Here is a 22,123-nt window from a genome sequence, read left to right on the forward strand (position 1 = left end):
TTTATTTCATATGATGTGGATAAAATGGAATAAAATGTTTAATAAAGTTCTTGCTAAATACTTTTATGTGTGTTATACTGAATTCGTTGTGATAAATTTTAATACAACGTAAAGATTTAATTAATATGATTGAACATACCTTTTTAGGCATATACTAATCCTATTTTTAAATCTTAATATATGAATAAAAAGGAGAAATGTTCAAATGGCAGATAAGAATTTAGTTTGCAAAGATTGTTCAAAAGAATTTGTTTTCACAGAAGGAGAACAAGCATTCTACAAAGAAAAAGGATTCGAAAACGAACCACAAAGATGTCCAGAATGCAGAAGAGCAAGAAAGCAACAAAACAATAACAGAGGATTCAGAAGATAATAATTGACTGAATATAGGCTATCTAAGAGAATTACTTCTTTTAGATAGCTTTTTTACTGTCAGAAGGAAATATATAATTTTTTCTAGCTAAATCTAGCAATTTAAATGGGTTATAACAGCAATTTATTTTAACAGTAAAAAAGAAATCTTATTCGCCTGTCAGAACTTCTTTATATACTTTCAGAGAAGGCAGATATGTAAATAAACAATTGGACTTAATTTCCATTATGTTAAGTAGGCTTTTTCTGGTAAAATCAATTAGAACTATATAAACTTAAAAACTAATCGATAACTATATATTTGGTTTAATAAAATATACATAGAGGGGTTAAAAATGAAGTGTTTTAAATCTCCAAAGTTAAGAGTGTCAATTATGCTCTTTATAATAATATTATTATTCGGTTCCTTAATTATGAATAGTATAAACATAGGCAAGAGTAGTAGTTTACCACAGGCAAAGTTAGGTGTAATTGATCTGAGAAATTGGAACTTTCAAAAAGATGGATTGCTAAATCTAAGTGGGCAGTGGGAATTCTATAGTGGAAGATTGATTGAACCACAAGAATTTGGTAAGGTAGCACTTGATAATAAGCAATATTCTTATATACCAGGTATATTTGCTACTCAAGGATATGGAACATATAGATTAAAGGTTTTAGCAGATAGACCAGAGGAACTTTATTCTCTTAAGATTGATTACATACAAAGTGCATACAAGCTTTGGGTTAATAACAATCTAGTGATGTCAAATGGAACTGTGGGAGATAGTAAGCAGAGCATGATCCCACAGCTTTTACCTAAGGTTGGAACCCTAAGTTCTGGCAACGGTGAATTTTACATAACGCTTCAAGTAAGTAATTATTATAGTAAGCTTGGGTTTATAGATAATATAGTTATGGGAGATCAGGATAAAGTAAGCAGCTATAGAGACAAAAAACTAGCTTTTGATTTGTTCATTTTAGGAAGTACCTTTATAGCAGCTTTATATAATTTGGGAGTTTTTGCCAGAAGAACTAAGGATAAGGCACCACTGTACTTTTCTCTTGTTTGCTTATTGGTTGCTCTTAGAACCATGTTCATAGGAGAACGTTTTTTCATAATGGTGTTTCCAAACTTTAATTATCAAGTGTCGGTAAAAGTGATGGTTCTTACTTTTTATATTTATATTCCTTTTATAATACTATTCATAAATAAGTGTTATGGAGAGATACTCAATAGAAATTTAGTAAGGATAGCTGTAGGATCTGGAATTCTATATACGCTCATAGTTGTTTTGAGTCCTATTAAATATTACTTAGAATATATACTTCCATTCGAAGGTTTTGCATTAGTGATGCTATTATATATGATGTACAAAATATATAGTATGTATATGATAAGTGGAAAAGCTGATTACATAGCCTTAGTAGGTTTGTTTGCGTTATTTATATCAAGAGTAAATGATATATTATATGAATACAGTATAATAATAACTACCTCTTTAGCTCCTATAGGAACTCTTATTTTTATAATAGCTAATTACTATGTGTTAGCTGGAAGACAGTCTGAAGCCTTCAACAGCTTGGAGGTAGCTAGTGAAAAGCTTAAGTCTATAAATAAATTAAGAGATGACTTTTTGGCTGTTACTTCACATGAACTTAAGACTCCACTTAATGGGATAATTGGGCTATCTCAAAGTTTGATAAATAATAATGCGTTGAGCCATGATGATGATGAAAATATAAAACTGATAAATTTAAGTGCCAAGAGATTATCCAATTTAGTGGATGATATGATGGTGTTTTCTAGACTGAAGAACGATAATATTGGGCTTTGTATCAAGCCAATTAACATTAGCAGGATAGTGGACATGGTTATAAGATTCTTAGAGATATCAGTAAAAAGTAAAGATATAAATATAATAAATTTAGTTGATAACTCTGTTCCGTATATACTGGCAGACGAGGATCGTATTCAACAGGTATTGTATAATTTGCTGTCCAATAGTATTAAGTTTACTCACAAAGGTAATATAGTAATAGCTTATAAAGTTGAAAAAGGATATATAAGTATTTCTGTGGAGGATCAAGGGATAGGTATACCCAGTGATAAGATTAATGATATATTTGAAATATATAAACAAGTTGATGGGGTATCTTTAAACTATGGAGGTACTGGAATAGGTTTGTATATAACCAAGAAACTTGTTGAGTTACATGGTGGGAGAATAGAAGTTGAGTCTAACTATGGAAGTGGCAGTAAGTTTACCTTCACTATTCCTTTATGCTCGGAAGAACAATTAATTGAATATATTATCGATGAAGAAGAAATCTGCCTTACTGAAGGTTGTGATGAAAATATAATTAAAAATGAATTGAATAACGAAAAACAATCTTCAGATCAGAGTGAAATAGGTGAGCTTAATAATAAAGACTCAGTCTCTAGAGTATATTCATATAAGATTTTAATAGTCGATGATGAATATGTGAATTTAAAGGTATTAGAAAATTACTTGACTGAAATTCCTTCTTCTATTCTTATTGCGTCTACAGGAAAAGAAGCGTTGCAAGTAATTGAAGAAAATGAAGATATAGATCTTGTAATTCTAGATATGATGATGCCAGATTTGTTGGGGTACGAAGTTTGTGAAAGGATAAGAAAGAAGAAAAATATCTTTGAACTTCCTATACTTATAATGACTGCTGATAGAAGAATAGAGAGCATAATTACTTCCTTCCAGTGTGGAGCTAACGATTATCTGACCAAGCCTTTTGACAAGAATGAGCTACTTGCTAGAATAACAACACTATTAATGCTCAAGAGTAAGGTTAAGGAAACAGTAAATCTTTCTGATCAAGTACTGGCTGCTAACAAAGAAGTTGAGTCGCTAAATGAGCAGAATGAGGAGCAGAGTAAGAAGGTAGAAGCTCTTATGGAGTATGATAAAATCAAGACCGAGTTCTTTACCAATATATCTCATGAGCTAAAGACACCATTAAACGTTATTTCTAGCACAATACAGCTATTAAATTCCTTAGATAAAGATAAAACCTTAGGAGATGAAAAGATAAAGTATTATCTTAGTATAATGAATCAAAATTCCTTAAGGCTTCTAAGGCTTATAAACAATCTTATCGACAGTACTAAGATAGATGGAGGTTATTTAAATCTGCAGCTTAAAAATGATAATATAGTTTATGTAATAGAGGATATATGCCAGTCTGTAACCGAATATGTAAACACTAAGAATATAAGCATAATATTTGATACAGATGTTGAAGAAAAAATAATGGCTTTTGATGAAGAAAAGATTGAGAGAATAATCTTGAATCTTCTTTCAAATGCAGTTAAGTTTACTAGAGAAAATGGAAGTATATTTGTGAATATATATGACAAAGATGATTGTATAGAGATTTCTATAAAAGACACAGGTATAGGGATTCCAAAAGAAATGACAGAATATATATTTGAACGTTTTGCCCAAGTCGATAAATCTATCACTAGGCAGAATGAAGGTAGTGGAATAGGCCTTTCTCTAGTGAAGTCTTTGGTTGAAATGCATGGTGGCAACATAAGAGTTGTAAGTGAAGTAAATGTTGGAAGTGAATTTATAATAGTTATGCCAGCAAAAGTATTAGAGGTTGATGAAAACTCTATTGCTTATAAGCAGATTAGAGAAGACTCAAAGTTAAAATATGATAAGAGCTTATCTATTGAGTTTTCTGATATATATTTATAATTAAATTTGTAACTAAAGGTTAGCATAATATTTGCAAAAAAACACTGGTATCTATAATACCTAAGTTGGAGATATTATAATATAAAGTTTTAGGTTGTATTGTTTTAATGTTATTATAGTTATGCTGATTGTAAGTTATTAGCAACGATATATAGCTAATATTAATATGATACATCTTTATAAATAAGAAATAATGAGGTTAAAATATATGAGTAATTTTAGTTTTGAAGAATTAGGAATTAGTGGAGAACTAGTAGAGGCGTTACACAAGTTGGGGTACAGAAATCCTTCTAAGGTTCAGCAGCAGGTAATACCTAAGGCGCTAGAGAATAGTGATATAATAGTAAAGGCTCAAACTGGAAGTGGAAAGACTGCTTCCTTTGGGATTCCTTTATGCGAGACAGTTGATATAGAGGAGAGGAGTCCGCAAGCTTTAATATTGACTCCCACTAGAGAACTCTGCGTTCAGGTAAAAGAAGAAATATCAAACATAGGAAGACTAAAAAAGGTTAAGGCTGTTGCAGTATTTGGAAAGCAGCCCTTTAGTGATCAAGCAAGGGATCTCAAGCAGAGGACACATGTAGTAGTTGGAACTCCAGGAAGAACCTTGGATCATATAGATAGAGGGACGATCGTATTAGATAAAGTAAAATATTTTATTATAGATGAAGCCGATGAAATGCTAAATATGGGATTTATAGATCAGGTGGAGCAAGTTATGAAAAAGCTTCCTAAGGACAGAGTTACTATGCTTTTTTCAGCAACTATATCTGAACAGATAGATGTGTTGTGTAGAAAGTATATGAAGGATCCTATAAAGATTGAAATTAATCCTGAAAGAATAACTACAGAGAGAATCAAACATGTTTGCTACAAAGTAGGATATGACTATAAGTTTAATTTATTAAAAGATATATTGATAACAGAAAATGTAGATAGTTCAATAATATTCTGTAGTACCAAAGAAAATGTTGATGAAGTCAGTGAAAAGCTTAAAGCTCAAGGATTTCCGTGCAGTAAACTTCATGGAGGCATGATGCAAGCAGAAAGATTAGAGGTTATTAATAGTTTTAAAAGAGGGTATTTTAGACTTTTAGTGGCTACTGATGTGGCAGCTAGAGGTATAGATGTCCAAGATGTAACTCATATAATAAACTATGATATACCAATGGAAAAGGAAAGTTATGTGCATCGAATAGGAAGGACTGGCCGTGCTGGCAAGCAAGGTAAGGCAATAACCTTTGTGAATAGCTTTGATAATAGATTCTTGCTACAGATTGAAGAGTATCTAGGATTTAGTATTTCTAAGGAAGAGATGCCTAGCAAAGACTTAGTTTTCAATATGAAAAAAGCTTTTTTAGAAAAGCTTAATTCTAAGCCAGTATTAAAAAAGGATAAAAGCAGTGAGCTAAATAAACAAATATATAAGATATATATAAATGCAGGAAAGAAGAAGAAGATAAGACCTGGAGATATAGTTGGAGCTATTCTTAATATAGAGGGAATTAGCAGTGATGATATAGGAATTATAGACATTCAAGATGGATTCTCTTATATAGATATACTTAACGGAAAAGGGAATACAGTATTAGAAGGGTTAAATACATCGAACATAAAAGGTAAGGCTGTTAAGGCTCAAAGAGCAAAAAAATAGCATAGATGAGGATAGTTTAAGGTTTCATAAAGTAAAAAAACCATGCATAGATAAAGATTAATATCTATGCATGGTTTTTTACTACTATTAGTCATTAACTACTATATTGTACTTTTGGCACTTTAATGAGACCGTTCTATGGGTTAGTCCTAATGCTTTCCCGGCCTTATTGAAACTCTTGTATTTCTCCATAGCAGCTCTTATGATTTGTTTTTCATATTCTTCAAAAGGCAAGATCTCATCACTATCTAGATTTATAACGCTCTTGGTATTAGTAGTAGACTTCTTTAAAAAGGACGGAAGATCGACTTCTCTAATGTACTCATCTGTACATAAATTCATAGCTCGCTCAATTATATTTTCTAATTCTCTTATGTTTCCAGGCCAGGAGTAATCCTGAAGCAGAAGTATGCACTCCTTACTTATACCTTTAATATTCTTATTTAGTTTTTCATTTAGTTTGGTTATAAAGTGTTCAACTAAAAGCCCTATGTCTTCTTTCCTTTCTTTCAATGGAGGAAGATTGATAGGAAGAACATTGAGTCTGTAGTATAAGTCTTCTCTAAACCCATTATCTTTTATCATTTCTTCAAGATTTCTATTGGTAGCTGCTATTACTCTAACATCTATTTTTTGGGGCCTAAGTCCTCCTAAGCTTTCAATTTCTCTTTCTTGAAGAACTCTTAATAGCTTAACCTGCATAGAAATAGGCATATCTCCTATTTCATCTAAGAATATGGTACCTTCATCAGCTATTGCAAATTTACCAGGTTTACTTTTTACAGCACCTGTAAAGGCGCCTTTCTCATAGCCAAAAAGTTCGCTTTCTAGTAAATTTTCTGGTATTGCAGCACAGTTAACTCGAACAAAGGGTTTATCTTTTCTGTCGCTATTATTATGTATAGCTTTTGCAATAAGCTCCTTTCCTGTACCACTTTCTCCTCTTATTAACACTGTAGAAGTGCTTTTAGAAGCCATCTCGCATATATGGAGTATATCTTTTAAAGTACCAGAGGAACCTATTATATCTTTAAAAGAGGATTGTAAAGAGGCGTGCTTATTTAACTCCTCTTTATAGTAGTTTAATTCATCTTCAGAGCGTTTTAACTTACCCATTAGTTCTTTAATTTCATTTATTGGCTTAGAAGTAGATATAATCCCCTTAAACTCTCCATCTATAAAAATAGGATCTAGAGTTGTTATTATCTCAACATTTTCTTTATTATGAATTACGTTTTCTACTTTCTTTCTTTCAGTAAAGGCTTTTACTCTATATCCGTTTGGAGACAAGGTGAAGATATCTTTTCCTATAACATTTTGAGATGCCTCAGGAAGATGTTCCTTATAGGCTGGATTTATATAGCTTACCTTACCGTACTCATCAACAAAACAGATCATATCATGAGAGGCTTCCAATATCTTGCTGAATTTTTCATTTAACTCTTTCATTCCAACAAGATCTGAGACATCTTGAAAAACTCCCACTGCGCCTATCACAGTATCATTAGTAAATATAGGGCTTCGATTTACCATTGTAATCTTATTGTTTATGTGTTGTATCTGACCGAATTGCTTTATCTTTCTCTCTATTATTTGAGGCAGCTCGCTTGTAGGAATTATGTTATTTACATTTTTTCCTATAACTTCTTCGTATTTGTGATCGATTATATTTAAGGCATAATCATTTATACTTATTATATTATAGTTTAAATCTATAACGATAATTCCAATAGGAACATTTTCTAGTATTTGATCATTAGCTATCTTACTTTCTTCTATAAAAGCATCTATAGAATTCATTAAGGTTGAGCCTTGATTTATATGGGTTTCTATATAATTAAGCAATTCTTGTACTGCATTTATTCCGCTTAAGGTTTCCTCTTTGCATCCAATTAGTATTGTTTCATTGGAATGGACTCTTAAGGATAATAACGCAAGCATGCTTATACCAAGCCAATCAGTATACTCGCTTTTCTTTATATATAGATTAATATTAAATTTTGACTTTATTTGTGATGCTTTATTCACTATCATTGCTGCAAAACGGGTATGTAACCCATTTGGGTCTTTTATAAAGATTTCTTTTGAGTACATAAATCATCCTCCTTGAAACTTGATAAAATTTATCAACCTATAAATTTAGTTGATAAAAAGTAATAACCTTGATTATATCATATAAATCAAGGCTTTGTAATAGAATATATTAGTAGATAGCAAAGTAGGTTGATAAAAAGTATCAGGAATCAATAATTTTTTTGAAGAGAATAAGAAAAATAATTATTAGTTACAATACATATTGAAGAAAAATTCTTCTTTTAAAGAGAGTTATTACAATTTTTTTTGCATTTTATGGTTTTAATTTGAGAAAAATGTTAAAGATATGTCGATTTAAATAAGTTGGCACGATAATTGCTTTAAATATTAGAGGTTGAAAATGAACAATTGAAATGTTTATTGTTTGAGATTAATTTATCTAGAAATATAAATAATAGTTTATTGTTTTATTTATAAGGAGGAATAACATAATGAAAAAAGGTATTGCAGCATCAAAGGGTTATGCAATAGGTAAAGTATTTATACAAGAGCATGAAGAAATCGTGATAAATGACGTAAAGATAAGCGATATACAAGCAGAAAAGGAATTACTTCAAAGAGCATTAGTTTCAGCTAAGGAACAATTAGAAAAGATAAAAGCAAAAGCTGCTGAATCAATGGGAGAAGAAAAAGCTGCTGTTTTTGAAGCTCATATAACACTTTTGGATGACCCAGAGTTTACAGGAGCTATGGAGCTTGAAATAGAAAACAATAGCTCAAATGCTATGAAGGCTGTTGCTGATGTAACTAATACATTTGTTATGATCTTCGAATCAATGGAAGATGCTTACATGAGAGAAAGAGCGGCTGATATAAAGGACGTTTCAAAGAGAATAATAGCTAATGTTGCTGGTAAGGTTGATAGTTTTGAAATAACAGAAGAAAATACTATAGTTGTAGCTCATGATTTAACTCCATCAGATACAGCTCAACTTGATAGAAGTAAGGTTGTTGCTTTCTTAACTAACATAGGTGGTAGAACATCACACTCTGCAATTATGGCAAGAACCCTTGAGATTCCTGCTGTTGTAGGATTAAAAGATATAACTACATCAGTAAAAAATGGAGATATAGTTATAGTTGACGGTATTGAAGGAACTATAATAGTTAATCCAGAAGCATCTGTAATAGAAGAATATAAGACTAAGAGAGAGAAGTTTATAGCAGAACAAGAAGAGTTAAAGAAACTTATATCTGTTAAGACAACTACTAAGTCAGGCAAGAGAGTAGAAGTTTGTGGTAACATAGGTAAGCCTGAAGATGTACATCAAGTTTTAGCTAATGGTGGAGATGGTGTAGGTCTATTCAGAACTGAATTCTTATACATGGATAGAGATAGTGCTCCAACTGAAGAAGAACAATTCGAAAGCTATAAGTATGTTCTTGAAAAGATGGAAGGAAAGCAAGTCGTTATAAGAACTCTAGATATCGGAGGAGATAAAACACTTCCATATCTTCCACTACCTGAAGAAATGAACCCATTCTTAGGTTATAGAGCTATAAGACTTTGTTTAGATAGAAAAGAGATATTTAAGGTTCAGTTAAGAGCATTATTAAGAGCTTCAATATATGGAAACTTATGTGTAATGTTCCCGATGATATCTGGCTTAGAAGAATTCCTTCAAGCTAAAGAAGTAGTTGATGAATGTAAGGCAGAATTAAAAGCAGAAGGAAAAGAATACTCAGAGACAACTCAATGGGGTATCATGGTTGAGATACCTGCAGCTGCAGTTTTTGCAGATGAGCTAGCTAAGTATGTAGATTTCTTCTCAATAGGAACAAATGACTTAATCCAATACACATTGGCTGCAGACAGAATGAGTGAAAAGGTATCATATCTTTACAATCCAATGCATCCATCAGTGTTAAGACTTATAAAGATGACAATAGAAGGTGCTCATAAACACGGAAAATGGGTTGGTATGTGTGGAGAAATGGCTGGCGATGAAACAGCTATACCAACACTTGTAGAATACGGTTTAGATGAATTCTCAATGAGTGCAAGTTCAATACTAAATGCTAAGAAAATAATAATGGAACAATAATAATTAAAAACCCTAAATGTTAATTCAAATACACATCAAGCTTATAAGATAATAGTTAACCCTAAGACTTTTATATAGTGTCCTTTTTAAACCCTATAAAAAGGATATGAAAATTAAGCTTGATGAGTTTTATAGAAAATAACCCTTATCCCTAAATACAAATACTTAAAATAAAGCTTTTGCGTAATGCAGAAGCTTTATTTTTTACTGTTTACAGACCTGTATATATAGAATATATATGTAATTAACTGTAATAAATTTTAGTATATTTAATAAATTAGAAGGACTCAAATTTGATACTTCTCTGAATAATTTTCTTTCAATGAAAATTGATTTACATTTGTATAATAGGATAGTAGTATAGTAAGAGATTTGTACGGACAATAGTTGGTTATAAAAGAGGATTAAACATTGAGGGGAGGATATGGTGCAATGGCAAGAAGTGAGGTTGTGAAGTTTAAAGAAGTTCAAGTTTGGATAAATATTTGGAGCTGTATATATAACTTGTTTATCTTAGTATACTTGAAATCCAAGGGGCTAGATAATGTGCAGGTAGGAATAGTCAATGCAATTAATATCATAGCGGGGACAGGCGGGCAGCTTATATTAGGATATCTTTGTGATCTTAAAGGAACTATAAAGAAGTTTATGATTCCTATGCTTATTATCTTGTTAGGAATATCGATGATTGTAAGTTATTTAGGCGGAAATTTATTAATTATTGCAATAGCAATTCTAGCTTTTATACAGGCACCAGTAGTTATGCTTATGACAACTTGGGCTATTAATAGTTCAGAAGAAACCAGAAGGCAGTTTGGAGGAATAAGAGCTTTTGCTGCTTTAGGATTTGCATTTACATCTTTAATAGCTGGAAAGATATTTGAGGTTATAGGGCTTAACAACATGTTTTTCTTTTATGCGTTTTTTATGTTGATAACTCTTATGAGGACTAGAAGTATAAAGGACATTAAAATAGAGAAAAGCAGTAAAAAGGTGAGTCCCTTTATACTTCTTAAAAATAAAGAGTTTATATTGATAATGATTATTTCCTCAGTTTACGCTCTAGTAATGAATATAATTTCCTTTAGTTCTCTTCTTATGTTAGATTTAGGTGGAACCACTGCACATGTAGGCTTATCAGCCTTTATAGCTGCACTTGTAGAGGCACCAGTGTACTTTGGAGCGCAGAAGCTTATGAGAAATAGGAGGAAAAGTTCGCTGCTTATATTTGCTATGACAGCTTATACTATAAGGTTTATATTCATGTATTTTGCAACCTCGTATATCCATCTACTTTTATTATCTTTTACACAGGTAATAACATATGCTATTTTTGAAATTGTAAGTAAGTATATGACCAGTGAAGCAGTTCCTTTAGAGCAACAGAATACAGCCTATAGTGTAATAGGAGCTGTTAGTTCTGTACTAGGTGGAGGGTTCTCTATCATTGCTGGAATGCTTATAAATAAATTTACACTTAAGGTAATACCTTTTAGTGCAGCAGTAGCTTCGATTGTAGTATTGATATTTATACTGATTTATGCGAAGTTATATGATAAAGATGAAAAAATAAAATATAGATATACTGCTTAGAAATAAGTCTACAGTTTAGAGAGTATGTTTTAAGTTCTAACTTTTTTATGATAATCCTAAAAGCTAACTGATATGTTAAAAGCTTAAGAGGTTTAATCATGAAGAAATAGAATTTTTATATAACTCTCTTTTTTACTGTCTAGGAGAATATAAAAATTATTGATAGCTAAACTTAGTAAATACACTGAAGAAAGTGCTTCAGCGAAATTTTTATTTTTCACAGCGAACTAAATGGATATGGTATCCGTATATAGGTTGAAATGCATTACTTATATAAGTATCATTGCTTTTTACCTAATCTTATAATTACTTTAACCGGGGTGAGTATTTTGAATGAGGATATAGAGCTAGTTACTAATGTACTTAGAGGGGATATAGATAGCTTTAATGCTTTAGTTAATAAATATGAGCTAATCGTACTAAGGTTTGTATATTCTATAACCAAAGATAAGGAGGCATCAGAAGATATTGCACAGGAAACTTTTATTACTGCATATAATAAGCTTTACTTATATGATAAGAGGTATAAATTTTCTAACTGGTTGCTTCAAATAAGTAAGAACAAAGCTATTGATTTTATGAGGAAGTATAAAAAGATATATGAATCCAATATAGAAGAAGCTAACAATTTAAGTTCAAGCGAAGCTTCACCTGAGGAGCAGCTTGAGTATAGTGATTTAAAAAAGGAAGTAGAAACCTTTATAGAATCCTTAGAAGAGTTAGATCGACAGATTATATTGCTAAGGTATAGCGGAGAAAGAACTTTTTTTGATATCTCGCAGATTCTATCAATTAGTGAATCCACCGTTAAGAGAAAATATTATAGACTTAGAGAAAAATTTAAAAAGTCTATAAACTATTGTAAAACCTTTGAGCAGGGAGGTATATCTAATGAATTGTTATAGTTTTAAGAAGAAATTAGATTTGTATTTAGAAGGCCAACTACAAAAGGACATAAAAGCTTCTATGGATAAACATATAAATCAGTGTGTACAGTGTAGAAAAATATATGAAGAAGAAAAAGAGATAGAAGAACTACTATCTAAAGCATTAAGTTTTGAAAAAATAGATTTTAAAAGCTCAAAAAATGAGATTATTAATTCTATAGATAAAGATAAATATAAAAAGGGTTATAAAAGTAACGTGAAGTATCATTTTATAAAGAATAAAAAACTCTATGTAATGGCGGCATCTTTTTTATTAATTCTTATAATGATACCCTTTATGAGGAATTATATAGTGGGATTAAGGGCCGAAAATCAAATTGGTAAGTCGGTTTCTAATGATAAAGATATTAATAATAAAGGAAAAGGTTTGAATAGTATTGCAGTTGAAGATTCAAGTAAAATAAACTCTAGCAAAGATATATCCTACGCAGACAATATAAATCTTAGTATAGATCACATTAATGATCAGCTATTTAGTGAAGACAGCAGATATAAGGAAGTTAATTTTAAAATATTGGATCAAGAAGCTGTTAATAAACTATTGCATTATGGTAAGTCGAAAGAAAAAGTTTCCCCTAGTAAAAGATATTCAGCTTATATAATTGGTAGAGGTAGTGATGGTCGAGAATTAGGAGATGGAGCCATTGCTATTAATGATAATATGAATAAAACAACAAAATACTACAATACATCCATAGTCGATGATGGTTTTACGGATTCTCCTAAATATGTTGAGTGGGTTGCTGATGATATTCTTCTCTTTATTGTAGGTGCAGGTTATAGTGATGAGATTAAAGGTGGTAATTTATATGCTCTAAACATGAAAACTGGAATAAGTGTTTTAGTATATGGGGTTAATGTTCCTTCTGAACAAATAAATAGTGTTAAATATAGCAATGAAAAATTAGAATTATCTATAATTCATTATACAGATTATCATTTTAAGTCATATACTGTTAGTAACAAAACTTTAGGGGTTAAAATTCAAGACAATAAAAAAATGCTAGATTCTAGTCAGAAAAATGAAGATAGCAAGATTATAAGAGATTACAATTCACTTATTAATAGTGAAGGAAATATAAATAAAGATAATATATTGAGCGATAGGGTTAAATTTGATGACTTAAAAAATTCAAAAGATAGTCTAGTTAGAGGAAAAACTCATGTAAGCTTTCTTATAAACATAGAGGATGAAGAGTATGATAAATATCTTAAGAAATCTGGATTAGATAGTGTCAAGGTTTATGGGGTGGAGTTTGAAAGCGATGATAAAAATCAGCATCTATATCAAAAGATAATTTTAGGCAAGGAGAAGCCAGAGGACCATTGGAAGATATACTATGTGTTCACATTACCTCAAGGCTACGCTGATATAAAAAATTAGAGTAAGTTCAAAAAAATCACTAATGAAAACCCGTCATTAGTGATTTTTTTCTGCAATATACACAAAATAACTAAAGATAAAGTGATTTAGTTCGAAACAACTATTAGTGTGAGTGATGGAATATATTTCATTACTTAAATCTTTGATGATATAATTAAGTTTATATTAAACCTATAAAATGAAAATAAAAAGATATAAAAATACAAATATTAGATGAATATAGTATATAAGAATTTATTATATGCATAGGGAAGGAAATCTATGAAGGATTGGAAAAAACGATACGATAAAGCTATACATTTATTTCAAAATGGAGAGATCGATAAGGCACTTGCAATATGTGAGGTTCTTATTTCTGAGAACCTTAAAAACACCTCTGCGCTAAATCTAAAAGGGCTGCTTCTATATATTAAAGGTGATTTAAAGGCTGCGGAGTCAACTTGGAAGATAAATAAAGATTTTAATAATGATAGTATATCTAAGAGTTATCTAAAAGATATTGAAAAAGACTGGAGTAGAGCTATATTATATGAAGATGCCTTGAAGGATATAAAAGGCATGTATATAAATGAAGCTGAAAAGAAATTAAAAATTTGTAGCGAAAGTGATTTTAATAAACTTAATGTAAATAATGCCATAGCTTTTTGCTTTATAAAAAGAGGGGAATATGAAAATGCTAAGTCTTGTGTAGATATAGTTAGAGGAATAGATAAGAATAATAAGGTAGCCTTAGATAATCTTAAGGTTATAAAAGAGTTTTCTGAAGAACATAAACCAGAAATAAATTATAAATTAGTTATAGGAATAGCAGTAATATGCGTTGTAAGTCTTGTATCATATTTATTCTATAAGCCTGTTACGAGATATGTATCAAAGGTGACAACAAATTATTTGGCTTCAAAGCAACAAAAGGACAAAAGTAGTATTCCTATTTCTGATAAGAATAATTTAAGTACAAATAAAAATACTACAGATACAAGCAAAAATAAAAATACCGCCGATACTAATAATAATCAAAATACAACTAAACAAAATAATACTGACAAGCAACAGAATAATACCAAAGTAGAGGAAAAAAAGTTTCCAGTGGATGAAGTTAAGGCGGCTATAGATGCTAAAGATTTTAATAAATTATATACGATAATAACTTCTTTTGATAGAGCAAAGCTTGGAGTTAACGATGTAGTTACTTACAATAGCGGAGAAGATATGCTGAAAAATAGCGGAGTACAAAGTTTTTATGATACAGGAAGCAAGTACTTTAACTCTAAGGATTTTGTCAAAGCTAAAGTAGAATTTGAAAAAGCTGTTACCTTCTCAAAGGATAATTACTTAGATCAGCATGTTATTTATAGACTTGCTACAACTACTGAAAATCTAGGAGATTATGAGAAAGCTCTAGGATACTATGATCAGTATATCAATAATTACTATGGAGGAAACTATACTGATCAGGTTTTATATAAGCTTGCAACGATAAATTCTAATACTGACAAGGCCAAAGCTAAGCAATATGCACAAAAGATACAAAAGGATTATAGTAAATCTATTTATTATAATACAACCATAAAAGCTATATTAAATTCGCAGTAGAATAGGAGGAAACATATGATTACTGTTATAAAGAACGTTGATGTATATTCCCCTAAGCATTTAGGTATTAAAGATGTGGTCATGGTAGGTGATAAGATAGAAGGTGTATACGATAGTATAACTATCCCTACAGATTTTGTAAATATAGCAGTAATAGATGGTAATGGTAAGGTGCTGGTACCAGGATTTATGGATTGCCACGTTCATATAATGGGAGGTGGTGGAGAAGGCGGCTTTAAAACCAGAACACCTGAACTTCCTTTTAGTGAAATTGTTAAAGCTGGAATAACTACATTAGTTGGTTGTGTGGGAACAGATGATGTATGTAGAAATATGGTGTCACTACTAGCTAAGGCACATGCATTAGAGGAAGAGGGTATAACAACCTATTGTTATACTGGATCATATCAAATTCCTGTAAAGACGGTTACTCAAAATATTAAGGGTGACTTGATGCTTTTAGATAAGGTAATAGGAGTAGGAGAGGTGGCAATCTCTGATCATAGAAGCTCCCAACCTACCTATGATCAGTTCGCAAATGTAGTTGCTGAAGCTAGAGTTGGAGGCTTGCTATCTGGAAAAGCTGGAGTGGTAAACATCCATCTAGGAGATGGCACAAGAAAGCTAGATTATCTTTTTAAACTCATAGAGCAAACAGAGATACATCCTCACCAACTTCTTCCTACACATGTGAACAGAAATGGTGAACTATTTAAGGATGGTATAAGATATGTACAAAAAGGCGGTTTCATTGACTTAACAACAAGCTTTGATCCTAAAAATATGGCTGCAGGAGAGGTTAGTCCAAGTAAAGGCTTAAAGATAGCATTAGATCAGGGTGTGCCAGATGACCATATAACTTTTTCTTCTGATGGTAACGGCAGTTTACCATTATTCAACGATGAGACACGAACTACGGAAGTAGGGATGTGTTTAGTTTCTTCTCTTTACAATGAAGTAAGAAATGCAGTAATAGAAGAAAAGGTGCCAATGGAAAGAGCTATAAAGGTAATAACCTCTAATGTGGCAGATATATTGAAACTTCCTTATAAAGGAAGAGTAGAAGCTGGTAAAGATGCAGACTTGGTCTTACTAGATAGAGATAAACTAGAAGTAGATACGGTCATAGCTAAGGGTAAGGTTTTAATGCAGGATAAAAATATACTGGTAAAGGGTACTTTTGAAAAATAAATGTGTATGTTTGACTTTTTATAATTAGAATATATAATATAGTTATAAATACCTATTAGGGGTATCATTAGGAGGAAGTCTTTTATGGTTAAGCATGTGGAAGAAAATGATTTTAATGAAGTTGTTTTAGAAAGTGAACAATTAGTATTAGTTGATTTTTGGGCTACTTGGTGCGGACCTTGTAAGATGGTTGCACCTATATTAGAGCAACTTTCAGAAGAAATGAGCAATGTTACCTTCGCTAAGGTCGATGTAGATAACAATCCAAACTTAGCAGATAAGTATGAGATAGCAAGTATACCGACAATCATGCTCTTTAAAAACGGAGAAATGGTTAATAAAGTCACTGGATTTAGACCTAAAAGTGAGTTGTTAGATTTAATAAATAGAGGATTACAGGCCTAAACATCAAAGGAGATATAAAATTGGATAGATATGATGTTGCAATTATAGGTACAGGTGCTGCTGGCCTTTCTGCCGCAATAAATTCTAAGGTTAGAAATAAGAATATAATCTTATTTGGAACAAAGGAACTAAGCTATAAATTGGCTAAAGCACCGAAAATAAATAACTACCTAGGTTTTTATAATTTAACAGGCAGTGAATTAAAAGATGAGTTTAAGAAGCATTTAGAATCAATGGATATAACTATTACAGAGGAGAAAGTAAATAACGTATATGCTATGGGAGATTACTTCGCTCTAATGGTAAATGACAAGATGTATGAAGCCAGTGCTCTTATTCTTGCTACTGGAGTAGAATATACTAAGCCACTAGCTGGAGAAGAAAAGCTATTAGGCAAAGGAGTAGGATACTGTGCCACTTGTGATGCTCCTCTTTATAAAAACAAAATTGTAACCATAATTGGGTACAATAAGGACGCTGAAGAAGAAGCTAACTATGTTAATGAATTAGCTTCTAAAGTATACTATATACCTATGTATAAAGGTGAGTATAAAGTACAAGATGGTATAGAAGTAATAAATAAGAAACCTATTGAGATAGTTGGAGAAGCTAAGGTAGAGAAAGTTATCTTAGAAGACTGTGAATTGGTTACAGATGGTGTTTTTGTTCTAAAGGATAGTATTTCACCGTCTCAATTAGTACCCGGATTAGAAGTTAAGGAAGGTCACATATCAGTTGACAGGTTAATGAAGACTAATATAGAAGGATGTTTTGCTGCAGGAGACTGTGTTGGTAAACCCTATCAATATATAAAGGCAGCTGGTGAAGGCCAAATCGCTGCTCTTACTGCAGTTTCATATCTTGATTCAAAAAAATAAGAGATGTTAAAACATCTCTTATTTTTTCGTCTGGAAAAATACGTGTTTTCCGATGGTTTTCATATTCTTTTTATCAATTTGCTTCATCCAACTACATGTTGATGTTTGAGGGTTATAAAAAAATAATGCATCACTAGTGGGATCATTACCTTTAATTGCATCAATAACAGCAGAGCGGCACTCAGCGTCTGGAGTAACATGAATTGCACCATCTTTTACGCATGAAAATGCATTTTTCTGTTTTATGACTTTCTCAATAGAGTTTGGAAAACTTGGATTTGTAACTCTATTGAGTATTACTGATGCAACGGCAACTTTTCCTTCGTAGGGTTCGCCGTGACTTTCCGCAAAGACCACTTGAGACATTAGATATATGTCATTGTCCGTTAAGTATAAATGGCGGTTCTGATAGTTAAAAACTTCAACTACTGCTTCTTTTTCATGATATAATTCGCTTGATTCATTTGTCATTCCTCTTCCATAAAACTTTATATTATTTTCGCTCATATTCTGGGTTGTAATTATCTTAGGGCCTTCGTTTATAGGAGAATAATTTATTATTTCTTGTGCGAATACATTAACGCTGTCAAAAATTAAAAATATGAATAAGAAGAAAACACAGCATTTAAGTTTATTCATAAAAAACCTCCTTTGGTTTTTACCCTCTCAGCATATTGTATCCAAAGGCATATTTTTCATACATATTTAATTTCTAGATTTATAACTATCATAGCTTTTAGTAAATTTCTCATAGGAAGAATTCATATCATCATATTTAGAAAAAGCATCTTTAAGCTTTTCCAATTGATTGTCTTTTGATTTAAGAGCTTCATCTAGTGAAGCTATATATACATCGTATAGTTTTAGAGTTGCTTGGAAGTCTGAAAAACATTCAACTCCGTCTGATGGAACTGAAATTTCGTAAAGTGAGGTCTTTAATTTCTCTAGTTCAACTAGTTTGTTTTCTACATCACTGCTTACACCACTGAGAGAGCGGTTTTCTTCTAAGGCTCTATTTACTGCTGCGGTTAGGTTTTCTTTTAAAGGAGAAAAATTTTTCAAACAATTATCAAATGCGATTAAAAATTCGTTTTTTTGGCTAGTCTTTATATCAGAGTCTCTATTTAATTTTACTAATTGATTTACGTAATTTGATACATTAGAAAAGAAGTTTGTAAAACTTGTAGTTAAATTTATGTTCACTCCTCCATCTGTACACTTTTTGTAATAGTTAGTACAATCCCCTTCGTACTTGCTCAAGTTTTGAAGTGAGGCTTGTATATCTTTTGAAGATGGATTTTTCAATATATTCAAGGTTTGCTCAAATAGTTTCATATTGTTATTTAGACCTAAAGCTAGATTATCATATGTGTTCTTATACTTATCTGAAGGTTTTATTTTTTCAAGACTATTCTTTTCGGTTAATAGCTTGGACAAATTATCTGTAAGAATAGTTTTTGCTAATTCAGTATCTAGAGAAGATGAGTTTATAGGATTTTTTAAGTTATCATTTATAGCTATTATGTTTGATCCTATGCTTACTAATTGTTTATGGTCTGGGTGTAAAAAATTACCTATTAAAAAGTAAGCAGATGCAGCAACTATTAAAATTATTGCAGTAGAAATGATTAATTGTTTCTTGTATTTTTTTAGTATTTCAAACATTTAAGTACCTCCCTTTTTTTTCATATGAATATTTTTTGAAATACAGAGTTATAGATAAGTAGTATTATTAAATCTTTAATTTAGATATATTCCAAAATTTTTTAAATATTACTATTGTGAAAATAGTAAAAAATACAAATTTTATTACGATTGTATATATATGAGGGTTATAAATAGTGTATAATTTTAATAGATTAGGATATTAGGGGTGACAGAGTTGCAAGAAGTTTTAAATATGATTATTAATACTATAAAGAATATATCAATATGGTCCGTTTTGGATATCCTAGTGGTTTCTTATATTTTCTTTAAGGGATATATGTTGATAAAGGAAACAAGAGCAGAGCAATTGTTAAAGGGCATAGCGTTAATAGTTGCATTACTACCAATAAGTTATCTTTTAAGATTAGATATGCTTTACTTTATACTAAGCAAAACTATAACAATTGGTGTTTTGACAATTATAATAATATTTCAGCCAGAGATAAGAAGAGCTCTAGAGCATATTGGTAGAAGTGCCTTTGACGATCTGCACGTTATGCAGGACGATGAGGCCCTTGAGGAAGTTATAACAGAATTGGTCAATGCAGTTGCCAATCTAGCAGAAACAGCAACTGGAGCGCTTATTGCAATAGAACAAAGTACGGGACTTGGAGAGGTTATTAGTAATGGTACAGAATTGGATGCTAAGGTTTCCTCTGCACTTCTTGAAAATATTTTTGTAGTAAACACCCCTTTACACGATGGCGCTACAATAATTAGAAATGACAGAATTGTAGCAGCAGGGTGTGTTCTCCCTCTAAGCAGTAATACATCAATAAATAAAAAGCTTGGAACTAGACATAGAGCAGGAATAGGTCTTTCAGAGACTTCAGACGCACTTATAATAATAGTTTCAGAGGAGACTGGAACTATATCCTTAGCTGTAAATGGGAGATTAACACGAAATTATGATAAAGATAAGCTAAAGAGTATACTAATGCGTATTATGATAAATAGAAGAGAAAAGAGGGTAAAGACTTTAGGGGAGAAGGTGAAAGTATGGATAACAAAGATAAAAAGGCAGAAATAGTTATAAGAATTGTATGCCTTATTGTCTCCTTCGGACTTTGGCTTTATGTCTCAAATGTACAAAACCCTACTAGAGAGTATAAGCTGGATAAAGTGCCTGTGGAACTTATTAATGCAGATGCTCTAAAAGAAGCTAAGCTAGCTTTATCTCCACATCAAGATTTTTATGTGTCTTTAAATCTAGAAGGACCTAGTAGTGAAGTATACAAGGTAACCACATCACAGTTCAAAGTGACTGTAGATTTATCCGCTTATGCTCTTAAAAAGGGAGAAAATAGAATAAGAGTGGATATAGTAAATTATCCATCTAATATAAATATAAAGAACAATAGTTTTTTGCTTGTAACTATAAAAGTAGACGATTATGTTGAGAAAAGCATTCCTATAAAGCAGGAAATTAAAGTGACTACAAAGTCTGGTAACTATGCTGATGCACCAGAGCTAAAGCCAAGTAGTGCTGTAATAGCAGGTCCTGGAGAATATGTAAATAGTATAAAAAACCTATTAGTAAGCAGTGATGTTAAGGACATAGATACTGATACAGTACTTAACCTTCCTATAAAGGCTGTAAATGATTCTGGAAAGGCTGTTGAAGAAGTGAAGATATCGCCTACCAATGCGGAAGTAACTATACCGGTTAAGAAGGGGAAATTAGTACCAGTAAATGTTGTAACCAAAGGAAATCTTCCTTCAGGATATATAATGAAAGATTTTGGATCAACCACCGACAAAGTTGAACTTGTAGGTGATGAGACAGTTCTTAGTGGAATTAACAAAATAGATACTGAGGCAATCGACTTATCTACTATAAATGATTCGAAAGAAGTAAGTGTTAACTTAAGTGTTCCTCAAAGTGTTAGAGTTGCTAGTAACTTAAATAAGGTAAAGGTTAGATTTACTTTAGGCAAATACATAACTAAAGATGTGGAAGTTCCTATCACTACTAAGAATCCTACAGATACACTACAAACAGTTATAGATCCTCAGAAAATAACCGTTAAGATAAGCGGATTAGAAGACGACATAAATGCTTTTAAGCCTGACAGCATTAAGGCAGAGGTAGACTTAGCTGGTGCAAAAGAAGGGGATAATACTATTCCTATAGTATTATCAAATAGTAATGATAAGATTAAGGTTGTATCTCAAAGCAGTGATAAGGTGAAGGCTACACTTACAAAGAAACAGCAGTAAATTAAGATGCTTTTAAAGTACAGTGTTGAAATTATAAATTGGTATTCAACCACTGGTTAAATAATTTTGAGAAAAGAATGTAAGGTTCTAGACTTTGATGATTTAAACTTAAATAAATATAATGTTAGATAAAAACTAACCGAAGAACAGTACCTCGGTTAGTTTTTATTATTTATATACTTTATACAGAGCATATACTTGTGGGGATATATGAATATAAGGATTAAATTATGATGAAAGTTAGTTCTTTATTCATTAAAATCTGCCAGTTGATATTCTCTTAATCCTTTGCTAAAATTAGTACTCAAAGACCTTAGATTA

Annotated in this window: 16 protein-coding genes; 13 read left to right on the forward strand and 3 right to left on the reverse strand. The window is 31.3% G+C overall.

The features are described 5' to 3' along the window. Window positions 1–205 precede the first annotated feature (205 nt). From C1I91_RS03915 to C1I91_RS03925, 3 genes are all read left to right on the forward strand, one after another. Window positions 206–373: a zinc-ribbon domain-containing protein gene (locus C1I91_RS03915; protein WP_128211325.1), complete on the forward strand. Its 168-nt coding sequence runs from the start codon at window positions 206–208 to the stop codon at window positions 371–373. A 334-nt stretch (window positions 374–707) separates the two neighbouring features. Next, on the forward strand, window positions 708–4,091 hold the full coding sequence (locus C1I91_RS03920) for an ATP-binding protein (protein WP_128211326.1): 3,384 nt from the start codon (window positions 708–710) through the stop codon (window positions 4,089–4,091). Between the two features lie 208 nt (window positions 4,092–4,299). Next, window positions 4,300–5,745 carry a DEAD/DEAH box helicase gene (locus C1I91_RS03925; protein ID WP_128211327.1) on the forward strand — a complete coding sequence of 482 codons (1,446 nt, stop codon included), beginning with the start codon at window positions 4,300–4,302 and terminating at the stop codon, window positions 5,743–5,745. 87 nt (window positions 5,746–5,832) lie between these two features. Here C1I91_RS03925 and C1I91_RS03930 read toward each other — a convergent pair whose 3' ends face one another. Beyond that, entirely contained in the window at window positions 5,833–7,839 is a 2,007-nt protein-coding gene (locus C1I91_RS03930) for a sigma 54-interacting transcriptional regulator (protein ID WP_128211328.1), read from the reverse strand. A 431-nt stretch (window positions 7,840–8,270) separates the two neighbouring features. Here C1I91_RS03930 and ptsP point away from each other — a divergent pair, with 431 nt between their 5' ends. From ptsP to C1I91_RS03970, 8 genes are all read left to right on the forward strand, one after another. Continuing rightward, window positions 8,271–9,884, forward strand: coding sequence for a phosphoenolpyruvate--protein phosphotransferase (gene ptsP / locus C1I91_RS03935; protein WP_128211329.1), 1,614 nt, complete (start codon window positions 8,271–8,273; stop codon window positions 9,882–9,884). Window positions 9,885–10,316: 432 nt separating this feature from the next. Next, window positions 10,317–11,477 carry an MFS transporter gene (locus C1I91_RS03940; RefSeq protein ID WP_128211330.1) on the forward strand — a complete coding sequence of 387 codons (1,161 nt, stop codon included), beginning with the start codon at window positions 10,317–10,319 and terminating at the stop codon, window positions 11,475–11,477. A gap of 320 nt (window positions 11,478–11,797) precedes the next feature. Continuing rightward, a complete protein-coding gene (locus C1I91_RS03945; protein WP_164880429.1) occupies window positions 11,798–12,382 on the forward strand; it encodes an RNA polymerase sigma factor in 585 nt (194 codons plus the stop codon). Continuing rightward, window positions 12,369–13,808, forward strand: coding sequence for a DUF4652 domain-containing protein (locus tag C1I91_RS03950; protein ID WP_128211332.1), 1,440 nt, complete (start codon window positions 12,369–12,371; stop codon window positions 13,806–13,808). Before C1I91_RS03945 ends, C1I91_RS03950 begins: the two co-directional genes overlap by 14 nt. 261 nt (window positions 13,809–14,069) lie before the next feature. Next, on the forward strand, window positions 14,070–15,401 hold the full coding sequence (locus C1I91_RS03955; RefSeq protein WP_128211333.1) for a tetratricopeptide repeat protein: 1,332 nt from the start codon (window positions 14,070–14,072) through the stop codon (window positions 15,399–15,401). A 15-nt stretch (window positions 15,402–15,416) separates the two neighbouring features. After that, window positions 15,417–16,592, forward strand: coding sequence for a beta-aspartyl-peptidase (iadA, locus tag C1I91_RS03960; RefSeq protein ID WP_128211334.1), 1,176 nt, complete (start codon window positions 15,417–15,419; stop codon window positions 16,590–16,592). Between the two features lie 84 nt (window positions 16,593–16,676). Beyond that, window positions 16,677–16,997, forward strand: coding sequence for a thioredoxin (trxA, locus tag C1I91_RS03965; RefSeq protein WP_128211336.1), 321 nt, complete (start codon window positions 16,677–16,679; stop codon window positions 16,995–16,997). Between the two features lie 20 nt (window positions 16,998–17,017). Then, window positions 17,018–17,875 carry an NAD(P)/FAD-dependent oxidoreductase gene (locus tag C1I91_RS03970; protein WP_128211338.1) on the forward strand — a complete coding sequence of 286 codons (858 nt, stop codon included), beginning with the start codon at window positions 17,018–17,020 and terminating at the stop codon, window positions 17,873–17,875. A gap of 18 nt (window positions 17,876–17,893) precedes the next feature. Here C1I91_RS03970 and C1I91_RS03975 read toward each other — a convergent pair whose 3' ends face one another. Further along, complete coding sequence (locus tag C1I91_RS03975) at window positions 17,894–18,514, reverse strand: cell wall hydrolase (RefSeq protein ID WP_238475918.1); 621 nt, start codon at window positions 18,512–18,514, stop codon at window positions 17,894–17,896. 66 nt (window positions 18,515–18,580) lie between these two features. Beyond that, window positions 18,581–19,540, reverse strand: a complete 960-nt coding sequence (locus C1I91_RS03980; RefSeq protein ID WP_128211340.1) for a hypothetical protein — start codon at window positions 19,538–19,540, stop codon at window positions 18,581–18,583. A gap of 235 nt (window positions 19,541–19,775) precedes the next feature. On the opposite strand from C1I91_RS03980, the gene cdaA reads away from it, so the two are divergent. Both cdaA and C1I91_RS03990 read left to right on the forward strand, forming a co-directional pair. Further along, window positions 19,776–20,612 carry a diadenylate cyclase CdaA gene (gene cdaA, locus C1I91_RS03985; RefSeq protein WP_420808464.1) on the forward strand — a complete coding sequence of 279 codons (837 nt, stop codon included), beginning with the start codon at window positions 19,776–19,778 and terminating at the stop codon, window positions 20,610–20,612. Then, window positions 20,582–21,802: a CdaR family protein gene (locus C1I91_RS03990; protein WP_128211343.1), complete on the forward strand. Its 1,221-nt coding sequence runs from the start codon at window positions 20,582–20,584 to the stop codon at window positions 21,800–21,802. The genes cdaA and C1I91_RS03990 overlap by 31 nt, the downstream gene beginning before the upstream one ends. The last annotated feature ends 321 nt before the right edge of the window (window positions 21,803–22,123 follow it).

This window comes from Clostridium manihotivorum, from assembly GCF_004015185.1.
In the GTDB taxonomy this organism is placed as follows: Bacteria; Bacillota; Clostridia; order Clostridiales; family Clostridiaceae; genus Clostridium_AR; species Clostridium_AR manihotivorum.